This window comes from Paraburkholderia sp. BL25I1N1 (assembly GCF_003002025.1).
In the GTDB taxonomy this organism is placed as follows: Bacteria; Pseudomonadota; Gammaproteobacteria; order Burkholderiales; family Burkholderiaceae; genus Paraburkholderia.
The window spans coordinates 25,742-52,137 of the sequence record NZ_PVZB01000028.1 but is presented as its reverse complement, the minus strand read 5'-3'; the positions used below and the strand labels follow the sequence as shown (position 1 = coordinate 52,137).

Annotated in this window: 25 protein-coding genes and 1 tRNA gene; 14 read left to right on the top strand and 12 right to left on the bottom strand. The window is 62.6% G+C overall.

Annotated features, from left to right (window positions below; translation table 11 throughout):
• Positions 1 to 38 precede the first annotated feature (38 nt).
• On the top strand, positions 39 to 1,406 hold the full coding sequence (ffh, locus tag B0G73_RS32240) for a signal recognition particle protein (RefSeq protein WP_106285186.1): 1,368 nt from the start codon (positions 39 to 41) through the stop codon (positions 1,404 to 1,406).
• Between the two features lie 154 nt (positions 1,407 to 1,560).
• Entirely contained in the window at positions 1,561 to 2,112 is a 552-nt protein-coding gene (locus B0G73_RS32235; RefSeq protein ID WP_012434394.1) for a hypoxanthine-guanine phosphoribosyltransferase, read from the top strand.
• Between the two features lie 126 nt (positions 2,113 to 2,238).
• Here B0G73_RS32235 and B0G73_RS32230 read toward each other — a convergent pair whose 3' ends face one another.
• Positions 2,239 to 2,838 carry a MarC family protein gene (locus B0G73_RS32230; RefSeq protein ID WP_106285185.1) on the bottom strand — a complete coding sequence of 200 codons (600 nt, stop codon included), beginning with the start codon at positions 2,836 to 2,838 and terminating at the stop codon, positions 2,239 to 2,241.
• Positions 2,839 to 2,850: 12 nt separating this feature from the next.
• Complete coding sequence (locus B0G73_RS32225; protein ID WP_106285184.1) at positions 2,851 to 4,587, bottom strand: proline--tRNA ligase; 1,737 nt, start codon at positions 4,585 to 4,587, stop codon at positions 2,851 to 2,853.
• 314 nt (positions 4,588 to 4,901) lie between these two features.
• Between B0G73_RS32225 and B0G73_RS32220 the strand changes: the two genes are divergently transcribed.
• Together B0G73_RS32220 and B0G73_RS32215 are read left to right on the top strand one after the other, a co-directional pair.
• A complete protein-coding gene (locus B0G73_RS32220; protein ID WP_106285183.1) occupies positions 4,902 to 5,642 on the top strand; it encodes an RNA pyrophosphohydrolase in 741 nt (246 codons plus the stop codon).
• A gap of 77 nt (positions 5,643 to 5,719) precedes the next feature.
• The gene (locus tag B0G73_RS32215; protein ID WP_106285182.1) at positions 5,720 to 6,277 is read left to right on the top strand and encodes a CNP1-like family protein; all 558 of its coding nucleotides are present in this window, start codon (positions 5,720 to 5,722) and stop codon (positions 6,275 to 6,277) included.
• Positions 6,278 to 6,385: 108 nt separating this feature from the next.
• Here the strand turns inward: B0G73_RS32215 and proB are convergent, their stop codons facing one another.
• The 4 genes from proB to rplU all read right to left on the bottom strand — a co-directional run bounded on the left by proB (position 6,386) and on the right by rplU (position 9,530).
• The gene (proB, locus tag B0G73_RS32210) at positions 6,386 to 7,504 is read right to left on the bottom strand and encodes a glutamate 5-kinase (protein WP_106285181.1); all 1,119 of its coding nucleotides are present in this window, start codon (positions 7,502 to 7,504) and stop codon (positions 6,386 to 6,388) included.
• 70 nt (positions 7,505 to 7,574) lie between these two features.
• Entirely contained in the window at positions 7,575 to 8,696 is a 1,122-nt protein-coding gene (cgtA, locus tag B0G73_RS32205; protein WP_106285180.1) for an Obg family GTPase CgtA, read from the bottom strand.
• Between the two features lie 233 nt (positions 8,697 to 8,929).
• Positions 8,930 to 9,193 carry a 50S ribosomal protein L27 gene (rpmA, locus tag B0G73_RS32200; RefSeq protein ID WP_007180330.1) on the bottom strand — a complete coding sequence of 88 codons (264 nt, stop codon included), beginning with the start codon at positions 9,191 to 9,193 and terminating at the stop codon, positions 8,930 to 8,932.
• Positions 9,194 to 9,218: 25 nt separating this feature from the next.
• Positions 9,219 to 9,530 (bottom strand): 50S ribosomal protein L21, encoded by a 312-nt coding sequence (rplU, locus tag B0G73_RS32195; RefSeq protein WP_006051835.1) that lies wholly within the window; start codon positions 9,528 to 9,530, stop codon positions 9,219 to 9,221.
• Positions 9,531 to 9,769: 239 nt separating this feature from the next.
• Between rplU and B0G73_RS32190 the strand changes: the two genes are divergently transcribed.
• From B0G73_RS32190 to yacG, 9 genes are all read left to right on the top strand, one after another.
• Positions 9,770 to 10,762, top strand: a complete 993-nt coding sequence (locus B0G73_RS32190) for a polyprenyl synthetase family protein (protein WP_106285179.1) — start codon at positions 9,770 to 9,772, stop codon at positions 10,760 to 10,762.
• A 48-nt stretch (positions 10,763 to 10,810) separates the two neighbouring features.
• A tRNA-Pro gene (locus tag B0G73_RS32185) sits at positions 10,811 to 10,887 on the top strand.
• A 212-nt stretch (positions 10,888 to 11,099) separates the two neighbouring features.
• Positions 11,100 to 12,398: an HlyC/CorC family transporter gene (locus B0G73_RS32180; RefSeq protein WP_116118330.1), complete on the top strand. Its 1,299-nt coding sequence runs from the start codon at positions 11,100 to 11,102 to the stop codon at positions 12,396 to 12,398.
• A gap of 261 nt (positions 12,399 to 12,659) precedes the next feature.
• On the top strand, positions 12,660 to 13,955 hold the full coding sequence (locus tag B0G73_RS32175) for a GspE/PulE family protein (protein WP_106285178.1): 1,296 nt from the start codon (positions 12,660 to 12,662) through the stop codon (positions 13,953 to 13,955).
• A complete protein-coding gene (locus tag B0G73_RS32170; RefSeq protein ID WP_106285177.1) occupies positions 13,952 to 15,181 on the top strand; it encodes a type II secretion system F family protein in 1,230 nt (409 codons plus the stop codon). Before B0G73_RS32175 ends, B0G73_RS32170 begins: the two co-directional genes overlap by 4 nt.
• A gap of 27 nt (positions 15,182 to 15,208) precedes the next feature.
• Positions 15,209 to 16,150: an A24 family peptidase gene (locus tag B0G73_RS32165; RefSeq protein WP_106285176.1), complete on the top strand. Its 942-nt coding sequence runs from the start codon at positions 15,209 to 15,211 to the stop codon at positions 16,148 to 16,150.
• Between the two features lie 3 nt (positions 16,151 to 16,153).
• The gene (gene coaE, locus B0G73_RS32160) at positions 16,154 to 16,756 is read left to right on the top strand and encodes a dephospho-CoA kinase (RefSeq protein ID WP_106285175.1); all 603 of its coding nucleotides are present in this window, start codon (positions 16,154 to 16,156) and stop codon (positions 16,754 to 16,756) included.
• Positions 16,757 to 16,950: 194 nt separating this feature from the next.
• On the top strand, positions 16,951 to 17,706 hold the full coding sequence (zapD, locus tag B0G73_RS32155) for a cell division protein ZapD (RefSeq protein WP_106285174.1): 756 nt from the start codon (positions 16,951 to 16,953) through the stop codon (positions 17,704 to 17,706).
• Positions 17,707 to 17,829: 123 nt separating this feature from the next.
• Positions 17,830 to 18,027: a DNA gyrase inhibitor YacG gene (yacG, locus tag B0G73_RS32150; protein WP_106285173.1), complete on the top strand. Its 198-nt coding sequence runs from the start codon at positions 17,830 to 17,832 to the stop codon at positions 18,025 to 18,027.
• Positions 18,028 to 18,107: 80 nt separating this feature from the next.
• On the opposite strand, the gene mutT is transcribed toward yacG, so the two are convergent.
• From mutT to secA, 4 genes are all read right to left on the bottom strand, one after another.
• The gene (gene mutT, locus B0G73_RS32145; protein WP_106285172.1) at positions 18,108 to 18,533 is read right to left on the bottom strand and encodes an 8-oxo-dGTP diphosphatase MutT; all 426 of its coding nucleotides are present in this window, start codon (positions 18,531 to 18,533) and stop codon (positions 18,108 to 18,110) included.
• An 8-nt stretch (positions 18,534 to 18,541) separates the two neighbouring features.
• Positions 18,542 to 19,411, bottom strand: a complete 870-nt coding sequence (locus tag B0G73_RS32140; RefSeq protein ID WP_106285171.1) for an ATP-binding protein — start codon at positions 19,409 to 19,411, stop codon at positions 18,542 to 18,544.
• Between the two features lie 42 nt (positions 19,412 to 19,453).
• Entirely contained in the window at positions 19,454 to 20,695 is a 1,242-nt protein-coding gene (argJ, locus tag B0G73_RS32135; RefSeq protein WP_106285170.1) for a bifunctional glutamate N-acetyltransferase/amino-acid acetyltransferase ArgJ, read from the bottom strand.
• Positions 20,696 to 20,844: 149 nt separating this feature from the next.
• Complete coding sequence (gene secA / locus B0G73_RS32130) at positions 20,845 to 23,655, bottom strand: preprotein translocase subunit SecA (protein WP_106285169.1); 2,811 nt, start codon at positions 23,653 to 23,655, stop codon at positions 20,845 to 20,847.
• A gap of 290 nt (positions 23,656 to 23,945) precedes the next feature.
• On the opposite strand from secA, the gene B0G73_RS32125 reads away from it, so the two are divergent.
• Positions 23,946 to 24,431, top strand: a complete 486-nt coding sequence (locus B0G73_RS32125; protein WP_106285168.1) for a DciA family protein — start codon at positions 23,946 to 23,948, stop codon at positions 24,429 to 24,431.
• A gap of 71 nt (positions 24,432 to 24,502) precedes the next feature.
• On the opposite strand, the gene lpxC is transcribed toward B0G73_RS32125, so the two are convergent.
• Both lpxC and B0G73_RS32115 read right to left on the bottom strand, forming a co-directional pair.
• Positions 24,503 to 25,420 (bottom strand): UDP-3-O-acyl-N-acetylglucosamine deacetylase, encoded by a 918-nt coding sequence (gene lpxC / locus B0G73_RS32120; protein WP_106285167.1) that lies wholly within the window; start codon positions 25,418 to 25,420, stop codon positions 24,503 to 24,505.
• A 288-nt stretch (positions 25,421 to 25,708) separates the two neighbouring features.
• On the bottom strand, positions 25,709 to 26,212 hold the full coding sequence (locus B0G73_RS32115; RefSeq protein WP_012434415.1) for a peroxiredoxin: 504 nt from the start codon (positions 26,210 to 26,212) through the stop codon (positions 25,709 to 25,711).
• Positions 26,213 to 26,396: the final 184 nt, after the last annotated feature.

Here is a 26,396-nt window from a genome sequence, read left to right as displayed (position 1 = left end):
ATCGCGCCCCGCTCCGGCCGCACTGTTCATCGCTCCCCATGCTCGACAATCTGACTCAACGGATGGCGCGCGTCGTCAAGACGCTGCGCGGCGAAGCCCGGCTCACCGAGGCGAACACCCAGGAAATGCTGCGCGAGGTGCGTCTCGCGCTGCTCGAGGCCGACGTGGCGTTGCCCGTCGTACGCGAGTTCATCGCCAAGGTGAAGGAAAAGGCGCTCGGCGAAGAAGTTATCAGCAGCCTCTCGCCGGGTCAGGCGCTGGTCGGCGTGGTGCAGCGCGAGCTGACCGCGATCATCGGCGGCGACTACGAAGGCAAGGCGGTCGAACTCAACCTCGCCGTCACGCCGCCGGCCGTGATCCTGATGGCGGGTCTGCAAGGCGCGGGTAAGACGACCACCGTCGGCAAGCTCGCCAAGCTGCTGCGCGAGAAGCACAAGAAGAAAGTACTGACCGTCTCGTGCGACGTTTATCGCCCCGCCGCTATCGCGCAGTTGAAGACAGTGACCGAGCAGGTCGGCGCGGATTTCTTCCCGTCGGAACCGGATCAGAAACCGGTCGACATCGCGCGCGCCGCCGTGGATTGGGCCAAGCGCCACTATCACGACGTGCTGCTGGTCGACACGGCCGGCCGTCTCGGCATCGACGAAGCGATGATGCAGGAAATCACCGCGCTCCATAACACGCTGAAGCCGGCGGAAACGCTGTTCGTGGTCGACGCGATGCTCGGTCAGGACGCGGTCAACACCGCCAAGGCCTTTAGCGACGCGCTGCCGCTCACCGGCGTGGTCCTGACCAAGCTCGACGGCGACTCGCGCGGCGGCGCCGCGCTCTCCGTGCGTCATGTCACCGGCAAGCCGATCAAGTTCGTCGGTGTCGCGGAAAAGCTCGACGGCCTCGAAGTCTTCTACCCGGATCGCATGGCGAACCGGATTCTCGGCATGGGCGACATTCTCGCCCTCGTCGAAGAAGCGCAACGCGGCGTGGACGTGCAGGCCGCGCAAAAGCTCGCCGACAAGGTCAAGAAGGGCGGTGACTTCGATCTGAACGACTTCCGCGCACAGCTCACGCAAATGAAGGGCATGGGCGGCCTGTCGTCGCTGATGGACAAGCTGCCCGCGCAGTTCCAGCAGGCCGCCGCCGGCGCCAACATGGGCCAGGCCGAGAAACAGATGCGCCGCATGGAAGGCATCATCAATTCCATGACGCCGCAGGAGCGTGCCAAGCCGGATCTGATAAAGGCCACGCGCAAGCGCCGTATTGCCGCGGGCGCGGGCGTGCAGGTGCAGGAAGTCAACCGCATGCTGAATCAGTACGACCAGATGCGCACCATGATGAAAAAGCTCAAGGGCGGCAATCTGCAAAAGATGATGCGCGGCATGAAGGGTATGTTGCCCGGCATGCGCTAAGCTTTAGCAAGACGGCGACGCGCGTTCCGCGCATGAACCACGGAACGCGCCCCTGACTCCGCTGGGCCGACTCCCGCTTTGTGCGGGTTTATTCTGTACCGCGCGCCGCCGTCCTCACTCACACTATGTATACAGTCACCGCCCGCCAGACGTCATGAACCGCGAAGAAGCTCTCCACATTTTTAGCCACTCCGAAGAAATCGTTTCGGCCGACGACGTCAACGCGTCGATCAGCGGCATGGCGGCCGCCATCCGCAACGAGATGAGCGAGGACTTCCCGCTCGTGCTGTCGGTCATGGGCGGCGCGGCGGTGTTCACCGGCATGCTGCTGCCACACCTCGATTTCCCACTCGAGTTCGACTACATCCACCTCACCCGCTACCGCAATACCACCAAGGGCGGCAACGAGATGCAGTGGCGCGTGGCGCCGGCGGAGTCGGTGAAGGATCGCGTCGTGCTGGTGCTCGACGACATTCTCGACGAAGGCGAGACGATGGCCGCGATTCGCGACCGCATTCTCGCGATGGGCGCGAAGCGTTTCCTGAGCGCGGTGCTGTGCGAGAAGATCATTCCGAAGGCCAAGCCGCTGCGTCCGGATTATTGCGGCTTCGAAGTGCCGGACCGCTATGTGTTCGGCTGCGGCATGGATGCGAAGGGTTACTGGCGCAACCTGCCGACGATCCGCGCGCTGACCGAAGGGGCTTGAGGTCTCTTTGAGGAGCCCGCTTTCGGGCGGTTGAACTGATATCGGTATGAAAAGAAAGCGGCCAGTGGGCCGCTTTTTTGTTGGCTGTGTGACGCCCGCCGCACCAAATATTGGCCCGCGCCGGCATCACAGTTGATGCACGAACGACCGGATACCGCCGAGCATCATCTCCACCGAAATCGCCACCAGCACGAGACCCATCAGCCGCTCGAAGGCCATCATGGCGCGCTCGCCGAGCCACGCCTGAATGCGCTCCGCCAGCATCAGCACGATCGCGCAGACCACCATCGTGACGGTCAGCGCGCCGATCCACTCGAACATTTTGCCGGGCGCCTGCGACGTCAGCAGCATCACCGTGGCGAGTGCCGACGGCCCCGCCAACGCGGGAATGGCGAGCGGCACGATCAGCGGCTCTCCGCCGCGCGTGTCGCCGCCGAACGGACCGTCCGGATGCGGAAACACCATTCTGAGCGCGATAAGAAACAGCACGATCCCGCCGCCGATACGCAACGACTGGTCGGTCAGACTCATCATGCGCAGAAAGCGGTCGCCGACCACCATGAAGATCAGCAGAATCGCGAAGGCGATCGCCACCTCGCGCAGAATGACGACCGTGCGCCGCTTCGGCGCCACCCCGCGCAGACAACTGATGAAGAGCGGAATGTTGCCGAGCGGATCGGTGATCAGAATCAGCAGGACGGTCGCGGACAGGAAGGTGTACTCCACCGTCCGCTCCGCTTAGCGCGCCAACGCGGCGCGAACTTTCCCGATCACCGTTTGCGCAGCGTCTTCGACCGGCAGAAGTGTCGCTTCGGCGTCGCGGCGGCCCTGGTATTCGAGCTTGCCTTCCTTGAGGCCACGGTCGCCGATCACGAGACGATGCGGCACGCCGATCAGTTCCCAGTCGGCGAACATCACGCCCGGGCGCTCGCCGCGGTCGTCGAGGATCACGTCGATGCCGGCTTCGACCAGCGCCGCGTACAGCTTGTCGGCCTCCGTGCGCACCGCTTCGCTGCGGTCGTAACCCATCGGGCACAGCACGACTTCGAACGGCGCAATCGATTCCGGCCAGATGATGCCCTTGTCGTCGAAATTCTGTTCGATCGCGGCGCCCAGGATACGGGTGACGCCAATGCCGTAGCAGCCCATTTCCATCGGACGCGGCTTGCCGGTTTCGTCGAGGCAGGTCGCGTTCATCGCCTCGGAATACTTGGTGCCGAGTTGGAACACGTGACCCACTTCGATACCGCGGCAGATGTCGATCACACCCTTGCCGTCCGGCGACGGATCGCCCTTCTTGACGTTGCGAATATCGGCGACGACCGGTTCCGGCAGATCGCGGCCCCAGTTCACGCCGGTGGTGTGGTAATCCACCTCGTTCGAGCCCACCACGAAGTCGCTCATGTTCGCGACCGTGCGATCCGCGACGACCTTGATCGGCTTCTTCGTGCCGATCGGGCCGAGATAACCCGGCGGCGTACCGAAGGTTTCGATGATTTCCGCTTCTGTCGCCATGCGGAAGTCGGCCAGACCCGGCAGCTTGCTCGCCTTGATCTCGTTCAGATCGTGATCGCCGCGCAGCATCAGCAACCAGATGGTCGGCTCGGCGCCTTCATTTTCAGTGGCGAGGATGATCGACTTGATCGTGCGTTCGAGCGGAATGTTCAGCAGCTCGGCCACCGCCTCGCACTTCGCCTTGCCCGGCGTGGGCGTCTTCTTCATCTCTTCGGTGGGCGCCGCGCGTTCCGCGTAGAGCGGCAATGCTTCGGCCGCTTCGACGTTCGCCGCGAAATCGGAGGTCGGGCAATAGGCGATCGCGTCTTCACCGGTCTCGGCGATCACGTGGAATTCATGCGAGCCGCTGCCGCCAATCGAACCGTTGTCCGCCGCCACCGCGCGGAAGTCCAGACCGAGGCGCGTGAAAATGCGCACGTACGCGTCGTACATCTTGCGATACGACTCACGCAGACCGTCCATGTCCTTGTCGAACGAGTACGCGTCTTTCATGATGAATTCGCGGCCGCGCATCACACCGAAACGCGGACGGATCTCGTCGCGGAACTTGGTCTGGATCTGGTAGAAGTTCACCGGCAACTGGCGATAGCTCTTGATCTGATTACGCGCGATGTCCGTCACCACTTCTTCGTGGGTCGGTCCGATCACGAAATCGGACTGCTTGCGATCCTTGAAGCGCAGCAGTTCGGGACCGTACTTTTCCCAACGGCCCGATTCCTGCCACAACTCGGCCGGCTGCACCGCCGGCATCAGTAATTCAATACCGCCTGCCCGGTTCATTTCTTCGCGCACGATGGCTTCCACCTTGCGGATCGAGCGCAGGCCGACCGGCAGGTAGTTATAGATACCGCCGGCGACGCGCCGGATCATGCCGGCGCGCACCATGAGCTTGTGGCTGACGATCTCTGCGTCGGCGGGAGCTTCTTTGAGGGTACCGATAAAGAAACGGGAAGCTTTCATTCAGATTATCCAAAAGCGGCGGCTCCGGAGGGACCGCCCGAAAGGTGAAAACGGTGGGGAAATCGACACAGATCCGGCTCTGAGCCGGCATGGCTCACCTGACAATACACTGACATCGGTACAGCGCGGTCCGACCGCGGCGCCGACGCCGCCGCGCAAAGCCTTTGCACAAGAAATAAGGCACGGAAAGACTGACAGGCTACCGCAAACGCGGGCCTTTGGCGGCGAATCGTTCCAATCTGGTGCGAATCGGTGCGTCAGACCCGTTATCTGTTTATAATCAAAGCAATTTTAAAGGATTCGAAGGTGGTTGTATGCTGGATCGTGAAGGCTTTCGCCCGAACGTCGGCATCATCCTCTTGAACGCGCACAACGAGGTGTTTTGGGGCAAACGGCTCCGTGAACATTCCTGGCAGTTTCCGCAAGGGGGCATCAAGTACGGAGAGACCCCCGTGCAAGCGATGTATCGGGAGTTACACGAAGAAACCGGGTTGCTTCCTGAGCACGTCAAGGTGATTGGTCGCACGCGCGACTGGTTGCGTTACGAGGTGCCTGACAAGTTCATCAAGCGCGAAGTACGCGGTCATTACCGCGGCCAGAAACAAATCTGGTTTTTGCTCCGGATGGTTGGACGCGATTGCGACATCTGCTTGCGCGCCACGGACCACCCTGAGTTCGATGCGTGGCGCTGGAACGAGTACTGGGTGCCGCTCGACTGTGTGATCGAGTTCAAGCGGGATGTATATCAGTTGGCGCTGACGGAGCTATCCCGTTTCATGCGCCGGGCTGCGCCGCGTGCGGAAAAACCTGGCGGGCACCATGGGCCGCGTTATCCCCGGATAGCGTCGTCAATGGAAAGTCCGCCGGATTCCACGGTAATGACGGTGACTTCTGTAACCACCGTCAGCATCGAAACATCGGTTCACGTTACGATCGCGTCCGATTGCGGTCCGGGGTCCGGGTCAACGGCAGAAGTAGACGCCGCGCCGGAACACGAAGACGAATCGGCAGGCGAAACGGCCGGCTCGCTGTTCCGCCCGGGCATGCGCAATTAACAACTCTGTGCGGCTGTCCACGCCGCCTCTCTCTGGCGCGGCTCGACGAGCCGCGCCAGTGTTTCGAGGAAACCATATTGAAAGCACTTGCTCTCGTCGTGGCGTGCGTCGCCACCGGCGCCCTGCTGGCTGGTTGTTCGAGCGCCGGCAAACCTACCAATAAAGACGACAGCGCGTTTGTCTATCTGCTGGACCGCCAGGGCAACTGGGTTGAGAACAAGGTGGACGCTCTGCCGCCGCTGCCGCAGGATTCGAATCTGCTGCCTTTCGAAGTCTCCGGCAATACGCCGCTGCAGTTCGCGGTCGACCGGAATTCGCTGACCGTGGGTACGGACGGCGTGGTTCGCCTTACCGTCGTCGTGGCAAGCCCGAGCGGCGCTCGTAACGTAATCTACGAAGGGATTCGCTGCGACACGTACGAATGGCGCCAGTATGCGGGCCTGAATTCTGATCACGACGGGTGGGACACGACGGTCGCCAACAGCTTCACGCGTATCGAGAATGGCGCGCTGAACGCCTATCAGGCGGCGTTGTATCAGGACTATCTATGCGCGAACAAGATGCCCATGGGGAATGCGGCCTCGATTCTGGAGAACATCCGCTATAAGCGCACAGCGAGTTCGTCGATTCACTGAGATTGGGATCCATGCAGCTTATGGGCGTGAAAAAAGCCGTTCCAGCTTTCGCTGGAACGGCTTTTTGTTTGCCGTATCCGGGTCCCCGCGCTTGCGACTATCCGTGACCTAGACGAGCACCAGGTTATCGCGGTGGATCAGCTCCGGCTCGAGCATATAGCCAAGCACCGATTCAATCTCGCCACTCGGGCGCCGCTGAATCAGCTTGGTTTCCGCGCTGCTGTAGTTCGTCAGGCCGCGCGCCACTTCGCGCCCAGTTGCGCTCAGACAGGCGATCACTTCACCGCGCGCAAAGGCACCCTGAACGCCGACGATGCCAATAGGCAGCAGGCTCTTGCCGCCGTCAGTGAGTTTTTCGACCGCGCCGTCGTCGATCACTACATGGCCGCGCACCTGGAGATGATCCGCCATCCATTGCTTGCGCGCCGCCATGCGTGCCGTGCGCGCGATCAGCTGCGTGCCGATCGCCTCACCCGAGGCCAACCGCGACAGCACATCCGCTTCACGCCCGCTTGCGATCACCGTATTGGCGCCGCTGTGTGCCGCGCGCTTGGCGGCGAGAATTTTGGTCAGCATCCCGCCACGACCGAGACTCGAACCCGCGCCGCCCGCCATGGCTTCGAGGTCCGGCGCCCCAGCATCGGCCTGCTGGACCAGCGTGGCAGTCGGATCCTTGCGCGGATCGGCGGTGAAAAGTCCTTGCTGATCGGTGAGGATGACGAGCGCGTCGCCTTCGATCAGGTTTGCGACGAGCGCCCCCAGCGTGTCGTTGTCGCCGAATTTGATTTCATCAGTGACGACCGTGTCGTTCTCGTTGATGATCGGCACGACGCCCAGGCGCAGAAGCGTGAGCAATGTGGAGCGCGCATTCAGATAGCGTTCGCGATCGGCCAGATCGGCGTGCGTTAGCAGAATCTGCGCGGTCTGAATGGAGTGCTCGGCAAAGCGGCTTTCGTACACCTGCGCGAGACCCATCTGACCGACGGCCGCGGCCGCCTGCAGTTCATCGATCTCGCGTGGCCGCTTGGTCCAGCCGAGCCGTTGCATTCCTTCGGCAATGGCACCCGAGCTGACGAGCACCACTTCCTTGCCTTGCGCGCGCAGGGCGGCAATCTGCGCGGCCCAGCGGCCGATAGCAGCATGATCGAGGCCGCGCCCGTCGTTCGTGACGAGGCTCGAACCGACTTTTACTACCAATCGCCGTGAATCTGCGATGACGGAACGCATTGTGCGCGGTCTCCCAAGATGTCGCGTGATGCATACCGGCAACCCGCCCGGGCGCCGGCGCTCGAGCTTTTTATGCCTGCGGGTCGGTGCCGGCATCGTCCGCGGCGGCCGGGGCTTGCGGCTTCTCGCGGAAACGCACGTCAGCAGCGAGATCTTCGGCTTCCGCCGCGCGCTGTGCGTCCGAGTGCGCGGCGATGTGGTCGAACACCGCGTAGCAAAGGTTTTCGCAGCCCTGGCCTGTCAGCGCAGAGATTTCGAACACCGGGCCATCCCAACCGAAGCCTTCGATGAACGCCGAAACACGGGCTTGGCGCTCGTCTTCGGGCACCATGTCAAGCTTGTTCAGCACCAGCCAGCGCGGCTTTTCATACAGCAGCTCGTCGTACTTGCGCAGCTCGTTGACGATCGCCTTGGCTTCCGCGACCGGATCGACCGCGTCGTCGAACGGTGCGAGGTCGACGATATGCAGCAACAAGCCCGTGCGCTGCAAGTGACGCAGGAACTGGTGACCGAGGCCCGCGCCTTCCGCCGCGCCCTCGATCAAACCAGGAATGTCGGCGATCACGAAGCTGCGGCTCGGCCCGACACGCACCACGCCGAGATTCGGCGCGAGTGTCGTGAACGGGTAATCGGCGATCTTCGGCTTGGCGTTCGACACCGACGCGATGAAGGTCGACTTGCCGGCGTTCGGCATGCCGAGCAGACCGACGTCCGCCAGCACCTTCAGTTCGAGGCGCACCATGCGGCGCTCGCCCGGCTTGCCGTCCGTTTTCTGACGCGGTGCGCGGTTCGTGCTAGATTTGAAATGCAGGTTACCGAGACCGCCCGCGCCGCCCTGAGCGATCTGCACGCTCTGGTTGTGCTCGGTCAGATCGGCGATCAGCTCGCCGGTCTCCATGTCGGTGATCGTGGTGCCGACCGGCATGCGCAACGTGATGTCGTCGCCGCCTTTGCCGTAGCAGTCCGCGCCGCGGCCATTTTCGCCGTTGCGCGCCAGGTGTTTCTTCGCGTAGCGGTAGTCGATCAGCGTGTTGATGTTGCGGTCCGCGACCGCGATCACGCTGCCGCCCCGGCCGCCGTCGCCGCCATCCGGGCCGCCGAACGGAACGAACTTCTCGCGGCGCATCGACGCGCTGCCATCCCCTCCGTCGCCGGCGATGACTTCAATCCTCGCTTCGTCAATGAACTTCATGCGTAACTCCGTCCCGTGGTGTGCTGCCAGATGGTGCTGCTAGATTTATTGCTACTGGATGCTGCTATTTTGCCGCGCCCGCCGCGAGTCGATCAATCGACCTAGCGGCATAGGACATAGCGGCGCGAAGGGCGTTCCTGCCCATTCATCCGGCGAAAACCTGCCGGAATAAAAAAAGCCCCGCTAACTTCGCGGGGCCTTTTTCCGGTCCTGAAGCCCGTGCCTGAGTAAGCTCAGACTGCTGCCGGGACGACGTTGACCATGTGCTTCTTCGCTGCGCCCTTCGTCGAGAAATTGACGTGGCCGTCCGTCAGCGCGAACAAGGTGTGATCCTTGCCGATGCCAACGTTTTCGCCCGGGTGCATGCGCGTGCCACGTTGACGAACGATAATGCCGCCAGCGTTGATAGCCTGACCGCCGTAAACCTTCACGCCGAGGCGCTTCGATTCGGAGTCGCGGCCGTTGCGGGATGATCCGCCTGCCTTTTTGTGTGCCATTTGATTTGCTCCTTAACCGGTGCGCTTACGCGTTGATCGCGTCGATGCGCAGTTCGGTATAGTTCTGGCGGTGGCCGCCATGCTTCTGGTAGTGCTTCCGGCGACGCATCTTGAAGATGGTCACTTTCTTGTGACGACCTTGCGACACGACGGTAGCCTTGACGGAAGCCCCACTGACCAGCGGCGCACCGAACTTAATCGATTCGCCTTCGCCCACTGCGAGAACCTGGTCGAGCGTGATTTCAGCGTCAATGTCTGCCGGTATCTGTTCTACTTTAAGTTTTTCGCCGACGGCAACTTTATACTGCTTGCCACCGGTTTTTATGACCGCGTACATTGAGAACCTCACTCTGTGTTCATTTTTTCCACGCACCGCGCGCGGAAACCCGTGATTATACATAGAGTTAGCTGCTCGGTCAAAACTCATTGAGGAGCGCCGCGCGTAGCGCCCGGCGCCTTGCAGCACAGCCGCTGCGCGCGGTTCTGCCGCCGCCCGGAACGCGCCGCGCCGCAGCCTGCGACCCGGAACTGTCGCGATTCGCCTTATAATTCGCGGCACTACCCAATTCAGCCATCATGTCGTCGACTGCCACCCCCTCCTCCAACGCCGCCAGCCTGCTCGCTCCGATCGCCGAAGACATGCAGCAGGTCAATCGCGTCATACGGCACCGTCTTGCATCCGACGTGATGCTGATCAACCAGATTTCCGAGTACATCATCAGCGCGGGCGGCAAGCGGCTGCGGCCGGCCTTGCTGCTGCTGGTGGCCGGCGCGTTGGGCGAAACCACAGGGCATCGGCACGAACTGGCGGCGGTCGTCGAATTCATCCATACGGCCACGCTGCTGCACGACGACGTGGTCGACGAATCCGACCTGCGGCGCGGCCGCCAGACTGCCAACGCGCTGTTCGGCAACGCCGCGAGCGTACTGGTGGGCGATTTCCTGTACTCGCGCTCGTTCCAGATGATGGTCGGCGTGGGCAAGATGCGCGTGATGGAGATTCTGTCGGAGGCGACCAACATCATCTCCGAAGGCGAGGTGCTGCAGTTGCTGAACATGCACGACGCCGACGTGGACGAAGCCCGCTACATGCAGGTGATCCGCTACAAGACCGCCAAGCTGTTCGAAGCAGCCGCCCAATTGGGCGCGGTGCTGGCCGGATCGGACGCGAAAACGGAAGCCGCCGCCGCCGAATTCGGCCGGCGCATCGGCACTGCGTTCCAGATCATGGACGACTGGCTCGACTACACGGGCACAGCTGAGTCGATGGGCAAGAACGCCGGCGACGACCTTCGCGAAGGCAAACCGACTCTGCCGCTGATCTATCTGATCGAACGCGGCACGCCGGAGCAATCGGCGCTCGCGCGGGAAGTGATCGAGCAAGGTGGCACGGAACGTTTCGACACCATTTTCGAGGCGATCACGCGCTCCGGCGCACTGGATCACACGCTCGAATGCGCGAAAAAGGAAGCTCAGGCCGCAGCTGCAGCAATTTCTTCGTTTCCGGATTCCATTTTTAAAGAGAGCCTGCTAGAATTATGTTCTTACTCGACGGCAAGACAGTCTTGAACGAGACTGAAACGCTGGCTTAGTCTGAATCGAGTCTGCAGTACACATCGGGGTGTAGCTTAGCCTGGTAGAGCGCTACGTTCGGGACGTAGAGGCCGGAGGTTCGAATCCTCTCACCCCGACCAGATTCGCCTTGTTAGTTCAAGGCTCAAAAAACCGCCCAGCTAGCTCGGCGGTTTTTTGTTTTTGTTGGGTCACGCGCGGCGTGTTCAGCGTGTTATTTCCCTCACGCACCCCGCATCGCCATCATCGCCCTGTCTTTTGCCGCCAGCACGAACAGTGCGCGCAAGCCCCTCTGCTATATTCTCTTCATCCTCTCCCCTATCCTTCACGACGCGTGGAACAACTTCCCTTATGGGCGCAGATTGGCGCCGTCTTTCTGCTGCTTATCTGCTCGAGCTTCTTTTCGATTTCCGAAACGGCGATGATGGCGATCAATCGCCATCGCCTGAAACATCTGGCCAATCAGAACGCGCTCGGCGCAAAGACCACTCAAGGTCTCCTCGCGCAGACGGATCAGCTTTTGAGCGTCGTGCTGATCGGCAACAATCTGTTCAATACCATCATTCCGGTGCTCACCACCTCGATCGCCCTGCACACGTTCGGCCGGAACAACCTCGTGCTGTCGATCGCGACCGGCATCGTCGCGTTTCTGATCATCGTGTTCGCGGAAATCACGCCGAAGATCGTCGGCGCGACGTTCCCTGAAAAAGTCGCGCTGCCGGCCAGCCTGCTGATCGCGCCGATGATGCGCGTCGCCAAACCGCTAGTCTGGTTCGTCAATCTTTTTGCAAACGGCATTCTGCGCGTGCTGCATATCAATACAAAGGGCGCGCACGACCAGCGCCTGTCGACCGAAGAGTTGCGCACCATCGTGCTCGAGTCCGGCAGCTTCATGCCGACCAAGCACCGCAGCATTCTGCTGAACCTGTTCGATCTGGAAAACATCTCCGTCGACGACGTGATGATCCCGCGCCGCCGCATCGAGGCGCTGGATTTCGACGCGCCGTTCGAGCACATCCTGCATCAACTGGAAACCTGTTATCACAACAAACTGATCGTCTATCAAGGCGACATTGATCGCGTGCTCGGTGTGCTGCACGTACGCAAGACACTGGCGGCGCTGCACAACCAGGAACTCGAGCGCGAGACGCTGCGCGAGCTGCTGGCGGAGCCGTACTTCGTGCCGAGCGGGACGCCCGTGTTCCAGCAATTGCAATTCTTCCAGGAGAGCCGCCACCGCACAGCGCTGGTCGTCAACGAATACGGCGAGTTGCAGGGCCTCGTCACACCGGAAGACATCATCGAGGAACTGATTGGCGAGTTCACTACCTCGATTCCGCGCGGCGCCAACTCGCGCGGCGGCTGGAACGAGAACGGCGAATGCATCGTGGCCGGCAGCATGCCGCTGCGCGAGTTGAACCGCTGGCTGCATCTCACGCTGCCTACCGACGGGCCGAAAACGCTCAATGGTCTAATCCTCGAAATTCTCGAAGATATTCCCGACGGCGACGTGTGCGTGCAGATCGGCGAAGTCAAACTCGAAGTAATGCGCAGCGACGATCAGGCGATTCGTACGGTCAAGCTGTTCAGACCGCCGACGCGCGTGAAAGCCGGCAAGGTATTGCGCGGCTAGGTTGGCCGACGTAACTGCGCAACTTCGCAACGCGGCGCGCGACCGCTTGGCACGACCAGCAACAGCGCGATACGGCCAGGCACCACAGCCAGGGACGGCAGGCAGCGGCAGAACACGCGCCGAGCACAGCGGCCAAACCTGCAGCAGCATCGCACACCGACGCAGCGCGCGCCATTAGCCGAATGGCCGAATAGCGGCGCCCGCCACCTTGCCGGAAGATGAAGCCGTCGTGTTCTACAGGCGGTTCATCACCGGTCTCTCATGCAAGCCTCTTTCCAGCCCACGGCGGCATCGCCGCGCCCCATCGCAAACGCCCACGAAAGCGCCGTCAAAGCGAAACTGAGACCATTCGCGCCCGACGTCGGCGCAACAAATCCCACTGATACCGACAACGCGCCCGCCGTGCGTCTTTTGACCGACACATTGCAGGAAGCAACTCGCCGAAACGCGTCGGACCTTCACATCGAGCCGGCGGAACACGGCTGGCGCGTGCGCTTGCGAATCGACGGCGTGCTGCACGAAATCCCGCCGCCGCCGGCGCATCTGCGCGACGCATTCATCACTCGGGTGAAGGTGCTGGCGCGCATGGATATCGCCGAGCGTCGCGTGCCGCAAGACGGCCGGCTGCGCATTTCCACTTCGCCGGGACGCGTTGAAGACTATCGCGTCAACTCGCTGCCCACGCTATTCGGAGAAAAGCTCGTGCTGCGCAGGCTCGACGCGCTGCCCGCCGATCTTTCACTCGACTCGCTCGGCCTCGATCCGCATCAACGCGAAACCGTGGACGCCGCGATTCGCGCGCCGCACGGCCTCATGCTTGTCACCGGCCCCACCGGCAGCGGCAAGACATTGTCGTTGTATTGTTTCCTGAATCTGCTCAACGGCGAGGCCCGCAATCTCTGCTCAGTGGAAGACCCCGCGGAGATCCAGTTGGCTGGCATCAATCAGGTCAGCGTGCGCGAAAAAGCCGGGCTCACTTTCGCGGTCGCGCTGCGCGCATTCCTTCGCCAGGATCCGGACGTGATCATGGTCGGCGAGATTCGCGACGAAGAGACCGCCGACCTCGCCGTAAAAGCCGCGCAAACGGGCCACCTCGTCCTATCGACCCTGCATACGAACGACGCGCCGGCAGCCATCGCGCGTCTGATCGATATCGGCGTCGAGCCGTATAACCTCGCCGCCGCGTTGCGGATGGTCACCGCGCAACGGCTGGTGCGGCGGCTCTGCGTCGCGTGCCGCGTGCCGGCGCCGCAGTCGGTCGCGGCGCTCCGGGCAGCGGGTTTCAGCGAGCAGCAACTCGATGGCTGGCAGCCCTACGCCACCGCCGGGTGCCCCGCGTGTCACGGCATCGGCTATCGCGGCCGCATCGGCATTCATCAGGTGATGCCCGTATCCGATGCGATGCGCGAACTGATCGTCGCGAGCGCCGGCACGCATGAACTCGCGCGGCTGGCGCAAACCGAACAGGTGGGCACTTTGCGCGACGCCGCGTTGAGACGTGTGCGCGACGGCACCACCAGCCTCGCCGAAGCGCTCGCCGCCACCGAGTTCGCATGAACACGGCGACGACCCAAAGGCTTCCGGCCTCCGACATGCGTTTCAAATGGCGCGGCGTCGATGCCGACGGCGTGCGGAAAAACGGCGCGCTTATCGCGCCGGACGCAGCCATCGCCCGCTCACTGCTCAAGCGCGACAATCTGTTCATCCTCGAACTGACGGCGCTCGGACCGGCACCGCGTCCCACCACACACGCCGCGGACATCACGCTATTCACGCGCCAGCTCGCCAGCCTGCTGCGCGCGGGTCTCCCACTCGCGCCCGCGCTGGACCTGCTCGCGCAAGCCCAGACTTCGCGCCGCCACGGCATGCCGCGTATTGTCGGCGCGCTTGCGCGCAACATCACCGGCGGCCTGCGTTTTTCCGCGGCGTTGCAGCGGCATCCCGCGCAATTCAACGCGCTGTATTGCCAACTCGTCGAAGTCGGCGAGGCGGCCGGCGCGCTCGCGGCGGTCCTCGCCCGCATCGCCGACGACCGCGAACGCGCCGCCGCGCAGCGCGCCAAAGTGCGCGCGGCACTGACCTATCCCGTCGCGATCCTCGTGCTGGCGATGGCAATCACCGCTGCATTGCTCGTGTGGGTCGTACCGACCTTCAAACAGATCTTCGACGGCTTTGGCGCCAGGCTGCCCGCACCCACGCAGTTCGTGCTGGCATTGTCGTCCGGTGTGGCGCGATGGAGCATACCGGCATTCGCCATGATCTTCGCAATCGGATCAGCAGCGACGTTTCTGCTGCGACGTTCCGAAGCCGCGCGCATCCGCTTTGCGCGCATATCGCTGACAATACCAGTCGCCGGTCCGCTGTTACGCACGTTGTGCGCGGCGCGCTGGAGCCGCGCGCTCGGCACCTTGTTATCAGCCGGCACACCGCTGGCTGACGCGTTCGACTCGCTGACTCACGCCACCGGCAACGCATTCTTCGACCGCGCCACCGTGGAAATCGCCGCGCGTCTGCGGCGCGGCGAACGGCTCGCCGCCGCAATGCGCGCGGCACACTGCTTTCCGCCCGAAGTCGTGCAGCCCATCGCGGTTGCCGAGGAGTCCGGAGCACTCGACGCCATGCTGATCGACGTGGCGTCGCTGGCCGATCGTCAGGTAGACGAAAAGATCGGCACGCTGTCGAGTCTATGCGAGCCACTCGTCATCGTCGTGCTCGGCGCGCTGGTCGGCGGCCTCGTGATCGCGATGTATCTTCCCATTATTCAACTCGGCAACGTGGTGTAGGATCGCAGCCGAATCCATCCTTAATCTATGCGGGCCACTCTTCCATTCGTGCCAGACACTTCTTCCAGCCTGCTGTCGGGCCTGCTTCCCGACCATTTCGCGACCGGCCTCGGCCAGGCGTTCGGCAGCCTGCCCACAGCACTGCAGATGACGTTCGCCATTGTGTTCGGCCTCGTGATCGGCAGCTTCCTGAACGTCGTCGTGCATCGGCTGCCGATCATGCTCGACCGCGCCTGGCGCGCTGAAGTCAGCGAGGCCGCCGATCAACCCCTGCAAGAAGACGGCTTGCCGGCGCGCTACAACCTGTGGGTGCCGCGCAGCGCCTGTCCTCACTGCGGCCACGTGTTGAGCGCATGGGAGAACCTGCCGGTACTGAGCTATCTATTGCTACGCGGCCGCTGCTCCGCATGCAAGGCGCACGTGAGCCTGCGCTATCCGCTGCTCGAAATCGCCAGTGCGGCGTTCGCGGCGGGCGCACTCGCGTTGTTCGGCCCAACCGTCACGGCGCTCGCCGCCTTTGGTCTTTGCGCCACGCTGCTCGCCATGAGCGCGATCGACATCGACACGCATCTGCTGCCCGACTCCCTGACGCTGCCGTTGCTGTGGGCAGGCATCATCGTCAACTTCAACGGTATGTTTACGAACTTGCACGATGCGGTGCTGGGCGCGATCTTCGGGTATCTGGTGCTGTGGGTCGTGCACTGGTTGTTTCTGCTCATCCGCGGCGTTGAAGGCATGGGTTACGGCGATTTCAAACTGCTGGCGGCGCTCGGCGCGTGGCTCGGCTGGGCGGCGCTGCCGCAGATCGTGCTGATCGCGGCGGTGAGCGGCGCGGTCGTCGGTCTGCTGGCAACATGGCGCGGCCGCATGCGCTTCGAGGAGCCGCTGCCCTTCGGGCCGTTCCTTGCGGCGGGCGGCGCGCTGACGCTGTTTCTCGGCACACCGCTTTATCTGGCTTTGGGAGGCTGAAGCATGTTTGCTGTGGGATTGACCGGCGGCATCGGCAGCGGCAAATCGACTGTCGCCGACCTGTTTGCGGCGCACGGCGTGCCGCTCGTCGACACCGACCTGATCGCGCACCGCATCACCGCGCCGCACGGCATCGCCATGCCGCCAATCGCCGCCGAGTTCGGCGAGGGGTTCGTCGCACCTGACGGCTCACTCGACCGCGCCGCCATGCGCACACTCGTATTCAGCGACGACAGCGCGCGCAAACGCCTCGAAGGCATCACGCATCCGTTGATTCGCGCTGAAACCGAACGCGAGCAGCGTGAGGCTCAAGGGCCCTATGTGATCGTCGTGGTGCCGCTGCTGGTTGAATCCGGCAAGTGGAAGGCACGTGTGAATCGCGTGCTGACGGTGAACTGCAGCATTGAAACGCAGATCTCGCGTGTGATGAGCCGCAATAATTTCAGTCGCGAACAGGTGCTGGCGATCATCGCTCGTCAGGCCACACGCGAAGCACGCCTCGCCGCGGCCGACGACATAATCGACAACGACAACGCGCCGCTGGACGCGCTCGAGTCGCAAGTCGACGCGCTGCATCGCGTGTATCTGTCGCTCGCCCGCGCATGACGCGGACGTGACATCTCGGGAAATCCCGGTTGAACTTCGCAGCGATGCGCGTGCCAAAAGTGCGTTGAAAACCGCCCGAAACACGTGAAAAAAGTTGCAAATGCGTGCTGAAAAAGTGCGTGATTGCTAGGGTAGTCTCACGGCATTAGAATGTTCTGCATTCCCGTCACCGACCACGCCCGAGGCGAGCCCGCTTGATCCTTTACGAGTATCCCTTCAACGAGCGAATCCGGACGCTATTGCGCCTCGAAGATCTGTTCGAGCGCTTCACGTTCTTTCTGACTCAGGAAGACGCCAGGGAACATCACGTCGCACTGACAACGTTGTTCGAAATCTCGGAGGTTGCGGGCCGCGCGGATCTGAAGTCGGATCTGATGAAAGAACTCGAACGCCAACGGCAAACGCTAGCGCCGTTTCGAGGCAATCCGGGAATCGAACAAAACGCGCTTGAGGCCGTACTCGGCGAGATCGAGCAAACACTCGCGGGGCTTTCGCAGATGCAGGGCAAGACCGGCCAGCATCTTGCAGACAACGAGTGGCTAGCCAGTATCCGCAGCCGCGCGATCATTCCGGGCGGCACCTGCAAGTTCGATTTGCCGTCCTATTACGCCTGGCAACAGATTCATCCCGATCAGCGCCGCCAGGACATCGCCAAGTGGGTGACGCCGCTGCTGCCGCTGCGCGACGCGGCCATCATCGTCTTGCGGCTGGCGCGCGAGTCCGGCCAGGCGTCCAAGGTCATGGCCATGCAGGGCAGCTATCAGCAGATGCTGTCCGGCCGTTCGTATCAATTGATGCAAGTGCGGGTGGCACCGGAATTGCGCGTGATCCCCGAAGCCAGCGCGAACAAGTACATGCTGTGGGTGCGCTTCACCGTGCAGGACGGCGATTTGCGTCCGCGTGCAGTGGATGTGGACGTTCCTTTCCAGCTTACGCTTTGCAGCCTGTAGGGCACGCTCGCAACCCTGTCATGTTCACCTGTTAAATCAGAAACGGTGGGGCACGCCTTTAAAGCGGCGAGAAATGCCCCTATATTCGTCACTTGTTCCGTTTGCGATTGATTGCCTGACCGTATGCCTACTGTCGTCAAATGCCCCACATGCGGAAAGGACGTCCGCTGGACACCTGAAAACCGCTTCCGCCCCTTCTGCTCCGATCGCTGCAAGCAGATCGACCTCGGCGCCTGGGCCGCTGAGAAGTACAAGATCGGCGGGAACGAGCAGGAAGCGTCGTCGGACGAGACGCCCGGCGGGGATTACACCCCGCATTAAGCGCGGCCCGCTGGCCGGGCCATGCCGATCGGCGCTTCGCTAGAGCAGCGCCTGACGTCGCGCGCCGTCTTCTTTCCGCTTCAGCTCTTTTCGGCTGCGAGCCATTCCAGCACGGGAATGGTCGCCGGCAACAGCGGCTCGACATCCGCGGGCAGCGTCTGCCAGACAAAAGCCTGACCTTCGCGGCCGTGCGGCTCGCCGGACCACTGCGTCACCTTGCAGAAAAAGAGCCGCACATACGCGTGCGGGTAATCGTGTTCGAGCATATGCCAAAGATGGCTTGCTTCGACCGCGATACCCAACTCCTCGTGCAACTCGCGAGCGAGCGCGGCTTCGACTGATTCGCCCGCTTCCAGCTTGCCGCCCGGAAATTCCCAGTAGCCTTCGTACGGCTTGCCGGCCGGGCGCTGCGCCAGCAGATAGCGCCCATCAGGCTGGACCAGCACGCCAACCGCGACTTGCGTGACCTTGCGGCCGGCGGCGTTCTTCTCGACGTCGTCGCTCATGCGCTCACTCATGCCGACGTCTTGCGGCCGGACCAGTCGCGCGCGAACTGCCACGCGACACGTCCCGAACGCGACCCGCGCTCGAGCGCCCACACCAGCGCGTCACCACGCGCCGCTTCGACTTCGGCGTCGTCGCAGCCGAAATGACGCAGCCAGTGGCTGATGATCGACAGGTAGTCATCCTGCTTGAACGGATAGAAGCTGACCCACAAACCGAAGCGCTCGGACAGGGAGATCTTTTCTTCGACCAGCTCACCGGGATGAATCTCCCCGTCGGACGTGTGCTTGTACGTCTCGTTATCGCTCATGTATTCGGGCAACAGATGGCGGCGGTTCGACGTCGCATAAATCAGCACGTTGTCCGATTGCGCGGCGATCGAGCCGTCGAGCGCGACCTTCAGCGCCTTGTAGCCCGACTCGCCGTCTTCGAACGAGAGGTCGTCGCAGAACACCACGAAGCGCTCCGGCCGCTGCGCGATCAGGTCGACGATATCGCCGAGGTCGTGCAGATCGTCCTTATCCACCTCGATCAGACGTAGCCCGTCTTTCGCGTACGCATTCAGACACGCCTTGATCAGCGACGACTTGCCGGTGCCGCGCGCGCCTGTCAGCAACACGTTGTTGGCCGGCTGCTTGTGGACGAATTGACGCGTGTTCTGCTCGATCAGGCCTTTCTGGCGATCGATGTTTTGCAGGTCGTCGAGCGTGATCGCCGAGATGGCCGGCACCGGCTGCAGGTAGCCGCGCCCCTGGCGCTTGCGCCAGCGGAAGGCCACTGCCGCCGACCAGTCGATATCGGTCGAAGCGGGCGGAAGCATCGCTTCGAGGCGGACGAGCACGGCTTCGGCCCGGGTCAGAAACTGTTCGAGTTTATCCATGGCTGTGAAATAAGCGGCCTTCAGGCCGCGTAATGAACCCGGTTACGAACGATAGTCGGCGTTGATGCTCACGTAGTCGTGCGACAGATCGCAAGTCCAGATCGTGGCTTGCGCATCGCCGCGGCCGAGCACGACACGAATGCCGATCTCGCTCTTTTTCATGACGCGCTGGCCGTCTTCTTCACGGTAGGCCGGATTGCGGCCGCCGGCAGTGGCGACCAGCACGTCGTCCAGATACAGATCGATCTTGCCGACGTCGAGATCGTCCACGCCGGCATAGCCGATGGCCGCGAGAATGCGGCCGAGATTCGGATCCGATGCATAGAAGGCCGTTTTCACGAGCGGCGAGTGGCCGATCGCATAGGCGATCTGGCGGCATTCGCCGACGCTCGAGCCGCCTTCCACTTGCACGGTCATGAATTTGGTCGCGCCTTCGCCGTCGCGCACGATGAGCTGCGCGAGGGTCTGGGCGACTTCGGTCACCGCGTCGCGCAGCGCTGCGTAAGCGGGCGAATAGGTGGACGTGATCGCCGGCAAGCTCGATTTGCCCGACGCGATCAGGATGAACGAATCGTTGGTCGACGTATCGCCATCGATCGTGATGCAGTTGAACGAGCGATCCGCCACGTGCTTGACCAGCGCGTCGAGCACCGGCTGGGAGACGGCGGCGTCGAACGCGAGGAAGCCGAGCATGGTCGCCATGTTCGGCTTGATCATGCCGGCGCCCTTGCTGATGCCGGTCAGCGTGACCGTGTGGCCCTCGATCGTCACCTGGCGCGACGTGGCCTTGGGCAGCGTGTCCGTGGTCATGATCGCCTGCGCGGCGTCATACCAGTTCGCTTCCTTGCGGTTCGCCAGCGCGGCCGGCAAACCCGCTTTCAAACGATCGACCGGCAGCGGTTCCAGAATCACGCCCGTCGAAAACGGCAGCACCTGTTCCGGCGTAATGTCCGCGAGACGCGCGAGTTCGGCACAGGTTTCGCGCGCCGCCACGAGGCCGGGCTCACCCGTGCCCGCGTTCGCGTTGCCGGTGTTGATCACCAGCGCGCGAATCGGCTTGCCGCCGGCGCGCACGCGTTCCAGATTCTCACGGCACACCGTGACGGGCGCCGCGCAAAAACGGTTCTGCGTGAACACGCCGCCCACCGTGGCGCCTTCGCCCACGGAAATGACGAGCACGTCCTTGCGGTTCGGCTTGCGAATATTCGCCTCCGCCCAGCCGAGCGAAACGCCGGCGACGGGATAGAGTTGAGCGGGATCGATCGAGGGGAAATTGACAGCCATGGTCGCGACCTGTCGAAGAAAATGCCGGCAGGCGCCGGCATCGGGGAAACGGAACTGATGATCCGGGCTTGGTGCCGGACCACCGCGAAATCAAGGCAACCTACCGCCTGAAACGAAGCGGCGCGCCTCTCAGCGCGCCGCCTTCGGCATTACACGATCTTGCCGTGGCACTGCTTGTACTTCTTGCCGCTGCCGCACGGGCACGGGTCGTTACGGCCGACCTTCGGCACGTTGTCCGCGCTCATGTTCGCTGCTGCCGTATGCGACGAACCGTGGCTCATGGCATCGCCGATCATGGCGGCGGTGGCTGCTTCCGCGGCAACAGGCGCTGCGGCGGCCGCTTCGGCGAATTCGGCGTGGCGGAACTCGACGTTTTCAAGGTGGCCGCCTTGCTCTTCGAGCTGTTCAGCAGCCTGTTCCAACTGTTCAGGCGACTGGATCTGCACGTTCATCACCACGCGGGTGACTTCGAGCTTTACAGCGTCGAGCATGGCGGCGAACAGTTCGAACGCCTCACGCTTGTATTCCTGCTTCGGATTCTTCTGCGCATAGCCACGCAGATGGATGCCCTGACGCAAGTGATCGAGCGCGGCCAGATGTTCGCGCCAGCTGCGATCCAGCGTTTGCAGCATGATCGAGCGCTCGAACGCGCTGAACGATTCGCGGCCGACCAGTTCGACCTTCGCTTCGTAGGCTTCGTCCGCAGCGGCTTCGACCGCTTCGAGAATCTCGTCCGCGCTGATCGAGTTCGACTCGTTGATCATTTCTTGGATCGCGAGGTCGAGTTGCCATTCGTTGCGCAGCACTTCTTCCAGTTCGGGCACGTCCCACTGCTCTTCAATGCTGCCCGCCGGCACGAACTGATGAACGATATCGGCGATCACGCTCTGACGCATCGCGCCGATCGTTTCGGTGATGTCGTTCGCTTCGAGCAATTCGTTGCGCTGCTGGTAAATCACCTTGCGCTGATCGTTCGACACATCGTCGTATTCGAGCAATTGCTTGCGAACGTCGAAGTTGCGCGCTTCCACCTTGCGCTGCGCCGATTCGATCGAGCGAGAGACGATGCCCGCCTCGATCGCTTCGCCTTCTGGCATCTTCAGGCGGTCCATGATCGCGCGCACGCGATCGCCGGCGAAAATGCGCAGCAGCGGATCTTCCAGCGACAAATAGAAGCGCGACGAACCCGGGTCGCCCTGACGGCCGGCACGGCCGCGCAGCTGATTGTCGATCCGGCGCGATTCGTGGCGCTCGGTGCCGATGATGTGCAGACCGCCCGCGGCCTTCACCTGATCGTGCAGCGCTTGCCATTCGTCGTGCAGCTTCTGGATGCGGCGTTGCTTGTCGTCTTCAGCCAGCGTTTCGTCCAGTTCGAGGAACGACGCCTGCTTTTCCGCGTTGCCGCCGAGCACGATGTCGGTACCGCGACCGGCCATGTTGGTGGCGATCGTGATGCGCTTCGGACGGCCGGCTTCGGCGACGATCTCGGCTTCACGCGCGTGCTGCTTGGCGTTCAGCACTTCGTGCGGCAGACCGGCGTGCTTCAGCAGATGCGACAGCAACTCGGAGTTTTCGATCGACGTCGTACCGACCAGCACCGGCTGCCCGCGCTCGTAGCAGTCGCGAATGTCGCGGATTACCGCGTCGTAGCGTTCCTTGGCCGTCTTGTAGATCTGATCCTGCTTGTCGATCCGCTTGGGCGGACGGTTGGTCGGGATCACGACCGTTTCGAGACCATAGATCTCGTTGAATTCGAACGCTTCCGTATCCGCCGTGCCGGTCATGCCGGACAGCTTCGCGTACATGCGGAAGTAGTTCTGGAACGTGATCGACGCGAGCGTCTGATTCTCGCTCTGGATCTTGACGTGTTCCTTCGCCTCGACAGCCTGGTGCAGACCGTCCGACCAGCGGCGGCCCGACATCAGACGGCCGGTGAATTCGTCCACGATCACCACTTCGCCGTTTTGCACCACGTAGTGCTGGTCCTTGAAGAACAGCGTGTGTGCGCGCAGCGCGGCATACACGTGGTGCATCAGCGTGATGTTCTGCGGCGCGTACAGGCTTTCGCCGTCGCCGATCAGGCCCCACTCGGCGAGCAGACGCTCGGCCTTTTCGTGGCCCGATTCCGTCAGGAACACCTGGCGGCCTTTTTCGTCCAGCGTATAGTCGCCCGGCTTTTCGACGCCGGTGCCGTCCGCTTTCTCTTCGCCGATCTGGCGTTCAAGCAGCGGCGGCAGTGCGTTCATGCGCACGTACAGGTCGGTGTGATCTTCGGCCTGGCCGGAGATGATCAGCGGGGTACGGGCTTCGTCGATCAGGATCGAGTCGACCTCGTCGACCACCGCGAAATTCAGGGCCCGCTGCACGCGCGCGTCGGTCTCGTAGACCATGTTGTCGCGCAGGTAGTCGAAGCCGAATTCGTTGTTGGTGCCGTACGTGATGTCCGCCGCGTAGGCTTCCTGCTTCGCACCGTGATCCATCTGCGACAGATTGATGCCGACCGACAGACCGAGGAAGTTGTACAGGCGCGCCATCCACTCGGCGTCGCGCTGGGCGAGGTAGTCGTTGACCGTGACCACGTGCACGCCGCGGCCGGACAGCGCGTTCAGGTACACCGGCAGCGTGGCGACGAGCGTCTTGCCCTCACCGGTGCGCATTTCGCCGATCTTGCCGTAGTGCAGAACCATGCCGCCGATCAGCTGCACGTCGAAGTGGCGCATTTTCAGCACCCGCTTGCTGGCCTCGCGGCACACCGCGAAGGCTTCCGGCAGGAGCTTGTCGAGCGATTCGCCGCTCGCGACGCGCTGGCGGAATTCACCCGTTTTGGCGCGCAGTTGATCGTCCGTCAATTGCTCGATCTGCGGTTCGAGCGCATTGATCGCCGTGACGGTCTTTTGATATTGCTTGACTAGCCGCTGGTTGCGGCTGCCAAAAATCTTCTGTAGAAAACCGGTGGTCATCGGATCGGTGTCTGCGTCGCGGCTTCGGCTGGGTCGCGGCGTGCAGTTCGTGCACGCGCGCTCCGGGGTCGGAAGGGCCTCGGCGGCTTAGTCCAAGAGTGAATTCGAATCGCGCATTTTAGCACGCGCCCCCGCCCACGCTTATGTCAGCAGCGAGACGGCGGCAGGGCATCGGAAGCCCGCCGCAGCGAGCTCTGGCAGTCCGCTTGAGGCGGGCCCGCGTGCGTCCTGCGCGGTACAATCGCGGCGTGAACGCGCATAGGGCGCGGACACGCCGTGACCCATCGAACATGAGCCATTTTCCTTCCTTTTCAAGGCCGCCGCCCCAGCAGTTCAAGGCGCGCCGCCCGCAGCCGGTCGCCGAGGTGCTCAATCGCACTGACGCGTTCGCGGCCCTGCGCGCGGGCGTCGAGCAGATTGCGGCGTTGGAGAAGGATCTGCGCGCGCTGCTGCCCGACTATCTGGCGACGAGCGTCGAACCCAGCTTCATCAAGGAAGGCGTGCTCGCCCTGTTCGCCGGCCATAACGCGCTGGCGGCGCGGCTGCGGCATCTGGAGCCGCGGCTGCTGGCGGATCTGCAGCAGCGCGGCTGGCCGGTGAATTCGCTGCGGATTCGCGTGCGGCCGCAGGCTGTGAAGGAACCGCCGCCGGTCAAACAGGCGCGCATGACACCGGCCGGCGCTGATGCGCTCCACGCGCTGAGCGAGTCGCTGGCGCCGTCGCCGTTACAGGAAGCGCTGGCGAAAATGGCGGCGCGGCATCGGAGAAATCGCTAGGCAAAAGAAAAGCGGCCCAACCGGGCCGCTTACTTTTCATGCGCTCGCTTCAGAAATTTCACCCGAAGGCGTCAGGCAAAAGCCGTCTGCGTTTCGTAGGCAAAACCGCGCGGCGCCTTCTGCGTGTCGTCGAAGGTGACGATTTCGTACGAATCTTCGTGCGCCAGCAGTTCGCGCAGCAGCGCATTGTTCAGGCCGTGGCCCGACTTGTATGCGTCATACGCTGCCAGCAACGGATGGCCGACCACATACAGGTCGCCGATCGCATCGAGCATCTTGTGCTTCACGAACTCGTCGTCGTAGCGCAGGCCGTCGTTATTCAGAATGCGGTACTCGTCCAGCACGATTGCGTTGTCCATGCTGCCGCCACGCGCCAGACCCAGTTCGCGCATCATTTCCACTTCATGCGCAAAACCGAAGGTGCGGGCGCGCGCGATCTCGCGCACGTACGACGTATTGGCAAAATCCACTTCCAGCGCCTGGCCGGTTTTATCCACAGCCGGGTGACGGAAATCGATCGTGAACTTGAGCTTGAAACCAAAGTACGGGTCGAGACGCGCGAATTTATCGCCGTCACGAATTTCGACCGGCTTGGTGACCTTGATGAATTTCTTCGCCGCGTTCTGTTCTTCAATACCCGCCGACTGAATCAGAAACACGAATGAACCGGCGCTGCCGTCCATGATCGGGATTTCTTCGGCGGTGACGTCGACATACAGGTTGTCGATGCCGAGACCGGCGCAGGCGGACATCAAATGCTCGATGGTCGAGACGCGCGCGCCGTCCTTCTGCAACACGGAAGCCAGACGCGTATCGCCAATCGCCATCGCCGACGCAGGAATGTCCACCGGCGTGGCGAGGTCCACGCGCGAAAACACAATGCCCGTGTCCGGCCCGGCCGGACGGAGCGTCAGTTCGACTTTGCGGCCCGAGTGCAGGCCAATGCCGACTGTCTTGACGATTTGTTTGATAGTGCGCTGCTTCAGCATGGTGATCTTCTATTCGATTGAAAATCCCAATCGGGACTTTTTATTCCATAGCACGAATTATACTCCAATACCCTAAGGAGCGTCTTTCCGCGGAACGTATCAATCTGTTTCGCTGCATTACCCTTGGGGGCCCGTCAGGAAAGCGTGACGGGCCGATGCCCCGGAACGGAGGCGTTTCCGGTCATCGGCCCGCGTAACGGCCTGTCACAAAAGCGTCTTGTCGACCGTTGCCCAAGCACAACGCGCCAACCGCGCGTGCCTGTGGCGAAGGCCACGACACCAGCGTGCCTAGCTCAACGTAGCGAGAATACTCCCTGCATCGCTGACTTCGAATTTGCCGGCAGCCTCGACGTTCAACGTCTTGACCACGCCGTCGTCGACCACCATCGCGTAGCGCTGGGAACGGATTCCCATGCCGCGCGCCGACAAATCCTGCTCGAGACCGAGCGCTCGCGTGAAAGCCGCACTGCCGTCCGCCATCATGCGCACCTTGCCCGAGGCGTGCTGATCGCGTCCCCACGCGCCCATTACGAACGCGTCGTTGACGGACACGCACCAGATCTCGTCGATGCCAAGAGCGCGCAACTGCTCGGCGTGCTCGACATAACCCGGTACATGTTTGGCCGAACAGGTCGGCGTGAACGCGCCCGGCAATCCGAAGATCACCACACGCTTGCCCGCCGTCTGCTCGCGCACGTCGAAGCTGTTAGGCCCGATCGTGCAGCCCGCCCGCTCGTCTTCGATCAACTCGAAGAGCGTCGCGTCGGGCAGCTTGTCACCTGCCTGAATCATGCTCAGTCCTTTGCATCGATGCGAAGCACGCTCGCACGTCGTCGTGTCGCAGTGAAAAATCCGGCGTGGGCACCAACCACTGCATGCTCCGCCGTCCGGCGACAGTCGCCCAATCCGCTTCGCGAATCCGAAGAGGGCACTTGTCCTTGTCGCGAATCTTCAAAGATACGCGACTTGTTCGCCG